The following is a 9,771-nucleotide window of genomic DNA, read 5'->3' as shown; positions in this document are numbered from 1 at the left end:
CTAGATGGTCTCTATGTAGGGAAGCACATTTCGTTATCGGGGATAAGACCTGCAGCCTGTAGTGCTTCTTTCTACAATGAAATCAGTATCAAATAGTAATCACATTATTATTTCAGTCTATACATCTCTAATTAAAAACTCTCCCGATAATGTACACTCTAGCGATGGCGCGGCAAAGGGGTCGCCGAAGCCATGAGACTGGATGCGAAGCGTTAATCCAGGCTCAGGGCCAGAGGCATCCCCAAAGCGCCAAGCGGTATAAATTCTACACTCTGAATCACAACTCTCCTGATAATGAACATTCCAGCGCAGGCGCGCCAAAGCGTGTTTTACGGGAATTCTTCCATTTCAATCTATCTAGCGAAAAGTCCCTGTAACCCTTTCCTTCTATTGTACAGAAATAAGAGAACTTAGTATAACGTTGACCATGGTAGCGATTTATCCAAAATAGCCCAAACCGTTGGGCGGTTGGGCTGTACCGTTTACGATTCACAAATTTTAAGAATTATCCACAATAAAAAAAGAAGAGAGTTTATTGCTCCTCCCTTCTCCTCGAATAAATGCTATCGGCAAATTAAGACTTGACCGCACTGCCCTTGATGGAGAGACCCCAATCAAGTTCCGGATGAATATTGCTTTCTAAATTATAAAATGAACGCAGCTTTTGCACTGCTTCTTCAGGTGGTTTCGCATTAAAGTATCCTTTGCGTGTCATATAGACGCCCGAGTTTTTTTGTAAATCTGTAAGTGACTCACACATTTTAATGCCTGCCGCGAATGAGTCAACAATGGGGACATCACCGATACGGGAAATGCCATGAGTGGCTAGGAATACATTCATGGGTCCTTCTCCCGGTACAATTACATCCGCGCCAAGTTCAATCGCTTTATTCGCTGCCTTTGTGAAACTCTCAATAATCGGTTCAGGATTACTGAAACCTTCTAAAATATCATAAAATCCTACATCTGTTTGGACGATCGGACCTAGCTTTTCTCCCAAACCATATCGTTGAATATTTTGTTTTAGCTGATCTTTTAATGGCTCTAAAAAATTGACAATACCAATGCAATCACCGAGCATCGAAGCAAAATGAAAAGATGCCTGTCCATAGCCAATCACTGGAATATCTACAAGTGTGCGCGCTTCCAATAAACCTACATCCGGTATTGTCCCAATGAACATACAATCATAGCCCGCACTTTCTGCAATCAGCGCGTTTCGAATGAATTGCTCCTTATGCAAGTTTTGCAAATAGGCATATGTGATAAAATGACCCGGGTATTCTGCAGGGTAGGTTTCTTTTGACATGCCATGTATTACGACTTCTACATCAGGACGTGCCACTTTTTGAATATGTTGAATGACTGCATCTCGATATTGCGGCACGTTTTCAATAGATGTTAGACTTTGATGCCATATTTTCATGTAACCCACCTCGTTTTCATTTAGATTATATTAGTATTTCCCGCTTTTGTAAGGCTGTACGTACGGCAACTCGGCCAAATATCGATGCCTTACCTAGCGAACTTCCTGTCATATAGCCCGCTCCATGAAAACCGCCGACAACTTCCCCTGCGGCGTATAGTCCCTCGATTGGCTCATTATATGGATTGAGGACTTGTGCAAATTCATCAACTGCAATGCCAGCATACGTCGCTAACATTGCTACAGTCGTTCTCATTGCATAAAATGGTGCCTGTAGAATTTGTTTGGGTGCTCCGAAAGTATGCGTTAATGTTTCGCGTCCACATTGTGAATCGTTGCCATTCGCGACATCTTGATTATATATATGAAGCGTTTTTTCCAATTCATCGGAAGGGATAGCGATTTTTGTTGCCAACTCTGCAATTGTTTCGGATTTTTCGATCAAGCCTAATTCAAGCAACTTTTCAAAGTCATACAATGCATCACCAGGAATACTTTCTTTCATGATGTTTTGATCCCACACCTGATAGGTGATTCCTTCTGGCTGTTGCAATGCCTCCGTGCCAATTAACTTGTAAGAAATCGACTCATTGACAAAGCGCTTGCCAAATTTATTAATAATAATGGCACCTTTATAAAATACGAGTCCTTGTGATTTACGAGGACCATCCGCCGTTGGATGGAAGCCGTATGTGCCTTTTAAAAATGGTAAATCACGTACCCAGGCACCTTGTTCCCAGGCAAGCTTAATACCATCACCTATATTCCCTTTGCCGCCTATACGAAGTGCACCCTTCAATTGAGGTGCGAAGGCATTCAAAAGCTCCTCGCTGCGTGAAAAACCTCCAGATGTTAAGATAACACCATGATTGGCCTTTACTGTATGGATTTCACCAGCTATCTCATAAGAAACTTCATCTACTCTGCCTTCGTTATTTTTACGTAGACGCAACACATTTGCTTTGAGTTTAACTGTTACTTTTTCATGGCTAACAGCATTTTCAAATAACTTAGTGATTGCCTGTTGTGGTGTGATTGTATGCCCGCGCGGGACACTATGGCCACTGACCGCTTGAATGGCATGAAACAGTACACCTTTATTTACGAGCCATTTATACGTTTCTAGTTGGTGTGAACCATAAGCTTCGACTAAAACGGGATCGTTCGCCCCGTCCCCGACAGACAACATGTCGTTGACGAGACATTCAGTTGAATCCACGATCCCTTTACTTTTTTGCAAGTCTGTTTCTGCGAAGGCCATGTAACGCCCGCTGAGCAAAGAGCTTCCACCCATTTCGGCTTCCTTTTCTAGCACAAGTACACTTGCACTTCGCTCCGCAGCCTCAACTGCAGCACAAAGTCCGGCCATACCAGCGCCAACGATAATAATATCGTAGTTTTCCATAGGCTTTTACACTTCCTTTAGCTCAAGTTGCTGAACAACCTCCAACGCCGCTTCACATACTTGCATATCATGTGTATAGTGCCCCCCGCTCACACCAATACCACCGATTAATTCACCGTTCACTGTAATTGGGTAACCCCCACCGAAAATGACAAGACGTTCCGTGTGGACAAGACCATGTAATAGCGGTGGATCATCTTTTAAGCGGTCATACCATTCATGCGTAGCACGGTTATAGGCTGCTGCTGAGAATGCTTTGTTTTGCGCGATTTCTAAAGTTAATACAGTCGCTCCATCCATCGATGAAAATGCCTTTAAGTTACCAACCTTATCTACAATCGCAATACTAAACGGCATGCCAAGTTCCTTACCTTTTTCAACAGCTGCTTCCAATAATTTGTTAGATAATTCCAGACTGATATTCTTAGATTCGATTGCTACGACCATTTCTGTCATTGAGTATCTCTCCCTTTTTAGTTTGTTACGGCAACAGGTTGCCCTGCTCCGAATGCTTCAATTGTTGATGCTGTGATGGCTGCCATTTTCGGTAAACAAAGCTCGACAATGACATTCGCCATATCGATTGGTTGAAGCCAACCGGTTTTATTCACGTCCGGTCCCAAATCGTCTGTCATTTTTGTAACGACAGGACCTGGACAAACAGCATTTACGCGTATACCATATGGCTTAAGTTCTTCCCCGAGTGCTTTTGAAAAGCCGATGACTGCATGCTTAGAGGTAATATAAGCGCTCCGATTCGGTCCGCCCTTCGTTCCCCATATCGATGAAATATTCACGATGATGCCATCCTGTTTCTCGATCATATTTGGAACAACTGCCTTGCATAGTAAAAATGGTGCTTTTACATTAATGTCATTGACTTGATCCCATTCCTCAATGGATGTTTCCGTAAATGGTGAAAAGCTCATTATGCCAGCGTTATTGATGAGTACTGAAACTTTCCCCAACTCTTTTTCAACCGATTGAATGATTTTTTGAACGTCTGCCTCATTCGACACATCACCTGTAACAACAAGTGTCTTCGTGCCATATGTTTTGTGAATATATGCTGCCACTTCTTCACATTCGGAAGCCGTCCTTGAACAAATGGCTACATCCGCACCATGTGATGCAAGCAAAATACAAGTTTCACGGCCAATGCCGCGTCCACCGCCTGTGACAAGCGCAACTTTACCCTTCAAATCCCCTGTAGACATCTAATTCCTCCTCATATAAGGTTTTTTGCTTCCGACAAATACGTGACTACATGCTCTCCCGAACGTTTGCCAAATACCAATCCTCTTAACACGGAAGTTCCACCCGGGTATTTTCCATAGTAAAGTCCGGTAATTTCTCCTGCTGCGTACAAACCAGGAATTGGATCGTCATCGTTCGATAACACGCGCCCGAACGTATCTGTCGCCAATCCACCATTGGTAAATACGTTGCAACAAATGACGGGGTATGCAATATAAGGTGCTTGGTCAATTGCAATGGCCCAATTTGACTTGGGCGGCTCAATGCCAACTGCTTCTTTCCCGTCTTTTTTGTTATAGATAAATTCACCAGGCTGAACCGCAGCATTAAATTGTTGAACCGTTTCAACTAACTGAGCTGCCGGAATACCGAGTTTTTCTGCAAGTTCTTCCAATGTATCTGCCTCAATTGCGGGTTGCTCTGTCTGAATTGCCTCTTCGATATTTGGAATAGCATTCATTTTCTGGTCACTGATCATGTATGCAATGTGATTTGGTAAATCATAAAAGATTTTCCGAGCCACTTCTTCATATTGCTCATCAATTGTTGTTTGCCCTTCATCTGTAAAACGATTGCCATTTTGGTCAACCAATATCGCATACGGATATGCCATAATTCCCGCTTCTTCCCTTTTGCTGCGTGGATCTACAGGCTCTGCATGGAAAGCATCAAACTGTCCGGATCCTTTGGCACCAATCGCCATCGCCATTCGAATCGTTTCACCTTTGTTGTAAAGACCGCCTTCTGCGACTGTCGGAATTTTATGCGCATCTCGACCGATGTATTGTGCCATCATTTCCTGACTGCCTTGGAAACCCCCTGCAGCTAAAATGACTGATTGGACATTAAGCTTCAGTGATGCACCGCCTTTGATGCGAACCTTTAAGCCACTCACTGCCCCTTCATCATCCAACACAATGTCCCACGCCGTTGACTCATAAATGATTTCAACTCCTAGAGCACGTGCCTTTAATGAAAGTGTGTCAATGATGGCACGGCCTCCACCTACAGGTAACAGCCGGGGCTTAGATGCCGTTAAGAACATCGTCGGTAAATAATCGAATTCAACACCTTTTTCCTCAACCCAGCGAAGCGTTGAACCCGCGTCTTGTGCGAGTGTCTCGATATATTGGCGATCTGAATAGTTATTTGAAAACCCCATCATATCCTCTACAAAACGATCAGCAGGTTCGTCAATATTTTCCATACGCATATAGGCTGCAGTCCACCGTGAATTCCCTCCACGATTATCAAAGTCTGCACGTTCTAAAATGGCGATACGAAGGTTCTCCCCTTGTGCTTTTCCTCTTTCGGCTGCTGCTAATGCAGCGGACGTACCTGCTACCCCACATCCAATAACGACCAAGTCATAATCGATTTCTGTTGTCACGATGACTTACCTCCCCCAACTAGTATCTCTTCAACTAAATACTGCTTTTCCCACTGTTGTATTTGATTTAATTTAAATAGTTCCTGGCGTTCTTCCCATGTACAAATCGCGTCATGGATATTTGCTTGAGACTTCTCGGTCGATAAAATCTGTAAACTTTCACGTATTCCTTTAATAGCCGAACGCAGTACAGTATTCGCGCAAAGCATAATCTTAAAGCCATATGCTTCCGCCTCTTCCAATGATAGTAACGGTGTTCTCCCACCTTCAACCATATTCATGATATGTGGAATATCAGGCACGCCAGCTGTAATCATTTTCAATTGTTCCAAAGTCGTTGGCGCTTCCACAAACAAGACATCCGCTCCAGCCTCTTTGTAGGCATTTGCCCGATCCAACGCATCTCCAATTCCATTTATAGCAAGCGCATCTGTTCTCGCGATAATCGCCAAGTTATTATCAACTCTTGCATCTAAAGCGGCCTTGATTTTATTCACCATTTCTTCTTTGCTGACGATTTGTTTACCGCTAAAATGCCCGCATTTTTTCGGAGAGACTTGATCTTCCAGTTGAATGGCGGAAGCTCCTGCACGTTCCAACTGCTTCACCGTTCGGATGACATTAATGGCATTACCGAATCCTGTATCCCCATCCACAACAATCGGTATTGTCGTAACATCGGACATTCTACTTACGATTTCCGCTATTTCTGTTACCGTTGTCAGTCCGACATCCGCCCATCCAAGTTGGGCATTTGAAATACCTGCTCCTGTTGCATACAGAGCTGGGAAACCGAACTCCTCTACTAAGCGCGCTGTCATGCCGTCATATCCACCTGGTAAAATAAATGCATTTGGTTGTTTTAGCAATGCTTGAAACTGTTTTGTTTTTGACATTAGTACATCACCTTTCCCTTTGGATGAATTCAACTAATTTCTCTACATGCTTTACTTCTCACTTGATAATGCCAAGAAATCGAAAGCTGTTCTTCATTTGAAAACGGTAATTGGTTGAAAACAAGTTGTCCGTCATTGTTCACGATCACTATACAATTCACTCTGCTACCAGCTGCTTGAATTGAAGCATAGTATCGTCCTGGTGCAGGAAGTGTATAAAACGGTGAAAGACCCGTCAGTTTATTCCACTCTATTTGATAGGGTTTACCTAGCAACTTATGAATATAATTAACCTTTCCCTCTGCTAAGGACGCTCTTATTAAGGTCGAGCTAATTTTTTCGCCATAACATTCTACCTTTGGCACTTCAGTAACTTCTATCCGATTTCTTGAATCTAATTTCAAACGACTCATGTTACCCGCACCACGATGGCCATAAGTATAGTCAAAACCACAAACTGCGTGAACAATACCTAAATCGACTAGATAACTTTCAACAAAACTTTCAGGAGATAAAGAGGCTAGTTGTTTGTCAAACTGGACCACAAAGAAATAATCGACTCCTAATTTCTTTAACCTTTTCTCCTTCTCATTCAGTGGCATTAAATACTCCACTTTTACTTTGCCGTCAGACAAAACACTTTTCGGGTGTGGAAAAAAACTCATAACGGACAATGCCAAATTTTTCGATTGCGCTTGTTTCTTTGCTGTCTCAATGACCTGAAGATGTCCTTTGTGTAAACCGTCGAAAAAACCGAGTGCTATAATTTGTTCCGGCAAACGCTTTTGCCAGTAGGCTAAGTTATCGCGATTGATTTCAATTGTTTTCATATCGATTTTCCTCCCTTCATTTCACCAAGACACATTACGCTTCGATTGTTATTTTGTTTTCTTCCCGGTCCTGCACCGATTCTCCCCAATACGTATTGCCAACAGAACGCTCTTCCATTGTCCATTCCACCGGTTCCCAGTCTGGTTCAAAGATGAGATATCCGCCTGTAAACAATTCAACGCGACATCCACTTCCTGGATCCATTACATATAAATACAACGCTTGGGTGATCCCGTGTTTACCAGGTCCGATAAATTCAATATCATTTTCTTTCAATATATCTGCTGCACGTAAAATGTCTTGTGAATCATCCGACCAATAAGAAATATGATGCAAACGTGCAGGCGTCGGTGAATCTGGCTTAGCCAAAACCGCCACATCATGCACAAGCGGCGTGACACTCATCCAGCTCGCAACAACATCTCCATCGTTATCACGTACATATTCACGTAATTTGAATCCAAGTATTTCTGCTAAAAACTCATACGTCAATCCTGCATCTGTGGATGTATGGATATTCACATGATCGAAACGGCGAGGCGATATGCCTTTCGCCCATGATTTGTAAGTTTGGTTTTTCAGTACAGAACGACGATGCTCTTCTACAACCGGCCGCTCCACATCATAATAGAGTGAGAATGTATGCTGACTTGGGATTTTAAAACGGATGGAGTCCCCGATTCCTGGAGTTTTCCATGCCTCTACAAATTCAACCTCAACGCCATCTTGCTCCAGTCTTTCTTTGAATAAAAGAACGTCTTCACGATTTTTCGTACGCCAACCAATATGACGTACATAGCCGCGATCCCCTTGTTCTAATGAAAGTGTATGGTGCTGGAAATCTCCCCAAGCGCGTAAATAGTGAACTCCATTTACTTCTTCCGTGACTTCTAAGCCGATGACATCTCTGAAAAACACAAGTGACTTTTCGATATCTGGTGTAACAAGTGCAACATAGCCGAGCTTTGCAATTTCCGGATTCGTCATATTTCATCCCTCTTATCTTTTAAATGTTTTTCGTATTTGACTCTAAACCGCATAATACACGACCAAAGTTTTCTCGAGATGTTAGCGGGTTGATTGTACGATGTGTATAAAGTGCCGTGAAATCGTGGTATAACCTTTGGAAAGGATGAGCTTCCCCTACAATTCCAGATCCAAGTGCCACAACAAATATTTCCATTGCATCTTTACACATCTGAACCGCATAGCCGATCTTAGCGAGCATTTTGACACGCTCCTCTTTCGGCATGTATTCTCCACTTTCCGCATAGGCATCCATTTTTTCTGCTATGTTCGTGAAATGGAGATCTGCTGTCTCGATATGTAATGTCGCCTCAGCCAATTGATGATGCGTAATAGAAGCATCCTTCACGAACTCGACGCCTAAATTTGCTGCGCGACGCGTTTCCAAGGTCTTATTAAAAAAGTCCAGTGCAGCATTTGCAATTCCTAATGCCGGAACACCGATTGACATCGCCAATGCAGGAAAAAGTGCTGAATTGTATAAAGGAGTATCTCGGAAATGATCTGACTGGAATTTACCATGTATGGCATCTGTAAAGGAGACTACTCGGTGATTCGGTACAAAGACATTATTCATATGAATGCTGTTACTGCCCGTTCCCTTTAAGCCCGATACAAACCAATCATCTGCAATCTCCACGTCACTCATGGGAAGTGTAATCAGTCCTTGATCGATTACTTCGCCTTGCTCATCGACAATCGGCATCCCGAAGTATCCCCAAGTCGCATGCAGTGACCCTGAACAAAACGGCCAATAACCTTCTTCAATAATGTATCCGCTTTCAACTTTCTTAACGCTGATCTTTCTAGGCTCAAATACGCCTGCAAATATGATGTCGTCCCCGGAATAGTAAATTTCGTCATGTGCTTTTTTCGAGAATGATTGTGCAATCATCAGTTCCCGAATATTGCAGAGGCCAAAAATCCAGCCCGTCGATCCACAGCCCCGTGAAATTTCAGCGACACATTTCGTATAGGTTTTCATATCTGATTGAAGACCACCATATAGCTTCGGACGCAAGATTTGGAATAACCCAGCATCCTTTAGCTCTTGCATCGTTGCCTCTGGGATTCGTCTCCCCTTTTCTGTTTCAATTGCTCTTTCCCTTAATTTCGGAATGAATGAAATTGCCTTTTCCACTAATTCTTTATTCGTGTCAATCATTGTTGTCGTTATTGTCGTCATCTCGTAACCTCCTTTTCCACGCTAAAACTTTACTTGTATAAACAATTTCGCTTATTTTAACTATACTGATAGTTTATAAAACTAACCGCTAAAATTCTAGAGTGTTAATTGTTTGTATTGCCCTAAAGTTCCACTAGTTTTTTATGGTTTTTTAGGATTCCCACTCTAATGCCCCAATAAAGCCAACAGTTTTTCTTATTCCTAGGATTTGTCACGCTACTTCTGTTCTCCAGAATGAAAATGAGCTATTTCATGGGTGATGTTTTAGAGAACACAATGTCGAGATAGAGTTGCAATTCGGAGTGTGGATCGTAGACCGCTTGGCGCTTTGGGGATGCCTTTCGCCATGAGCCT

Annotated in this window: 9 protein-coding genes; all 9 read right to left on the bottom strand. The window is 42.8% G+C overall.

Annotated elements, in window-relative coordinates; genetic code table 11:
• Positions 1–574 precede the first annotated feature (574 nt).
• The 9 genes from AC25Y5_RS18765 to AC25Y5_RS18725 are packed head-to-tail and all read right to left on the bottom strand — an operon-like array spanning position 575 to position 9,417.
• Positions 575–1,426, bottom strand: a complete 852-nt coding sequence (locus tag AC25Y5_RS18765; RefSeq protein ID WP_488141623.1) for an aspartate/glutamate racemase family protein — start codon at positions 1,424–1,426, stop codon at positions 575–577.
• Positions 1,427–1,451: 25 nt separating this feature from the next.
• Positions 1,452–2,831 carry an FAD-dependent oxidoreductase gene (locus tag AC25Y5_RS18760; protein ID WP_488141622.1) on the bottom strand — a complete coding sequence of 460 codons (1,380 nt, stop codon included), beginning with the start codon at positions 2,829–2,831 and terminating at the stop codon, positions 1,452–1,454.
• Between the two features lie 6 nt (positions 2,832–2,837).
• Positions 2,838–3,287, bottom strand: coding sequence for a GlcG/HbpS family heme-binding protein (locus AC25Y5_RS18755; protein ID WP_488141621.1), 450 nt, complete (start codon positions 3,285–3,287; stop codon positions 2,838–2,840).
• A 17-nt stretch (positions 3,288–3,304) separates the two neighbouring features.
• Positions 3,305–4,048, bottom strand: coding sequence for an SDR family NAD(P)-dependent oxidoreductase (locus AC25Y5_RS18750; protein WP_488141620.1), 744 nt, complete (start codon positions 4,046–4,048; stop codon positions 3,305–3,307).
• Positions 4,049–4,059: 11 nt separating this feature from the next.
• Positions 4,060–5,478 (bottom strand): FAD-dependent oxidoreductase, encoded by a 1,419-nt coding sequence (locus tag AC25Y5_RS18745; protein ID WP_488141619.1) that lies wholly within the window; start codon positions 5,476–5,478, stop codon positions 4,060–4,062.
• Positions 5,475–6,374 (bottom strand): isocitrate lyase/PEP mutase family protein, encoded by a 900-nt coding sequence (locus AC25Y5_RS18740; RefSeq protein WP_488141618.1) that lies wholly within the window; start codon positions 6,372–6,374, stop codon positions 5,475–5,477. The genes AC25Y5_RS18745 and AC25Y5_RS18740 overlap by 4 nt, the downstream gene beginning before the upstream one ends.
• 29 nt (positions 6,375–6,403) lie before the next feature.
• Entirely contained in the window at positions 6,404–7,204 is an 801-nt protein-coding gene (locus AC25Y5_RS18735; RefSeq protein WP_488141617.1) for an adenylyltransferase/cytidyltransferase family protein, read from the bottom strand.
• Positions 7,205–7,238: 34 nt separating this feature from the next.
• Positions 7,239–8,192 carry a VOC family protein gene (locus AC25Y5_RS18730; protein WP_488141616.1) on the bottom strand — a complete coding sequence of 318 codons (954 nt, stop codon included), beginning with the start codon at positions 8,190–8,192 and terminating at the stop codon, positions 7,239–7,241.
• 19 nt (positions 8,193–8,211) lie between these two features.
• Entirely contained in the window at positions 8,212–9,417 is a 1,206-nt protein-coding gene (locus AC25Y5_RS18725) for an acyl-CoA dehydrogenase family protein (protein ID WP_488141615.1), read from the bottom strand.
• Positions 9,418–9,771: the final 354 nt, after the last annotated feature.

This window comes from Sporosarcina sp. Y1011, from assembly GCF_057669885.1.
The sequence above is the reverse complement of the archived record's forward strand: the minus strand, read 5'-3'. Positions and strand labels throughout refer to the sequence as shown.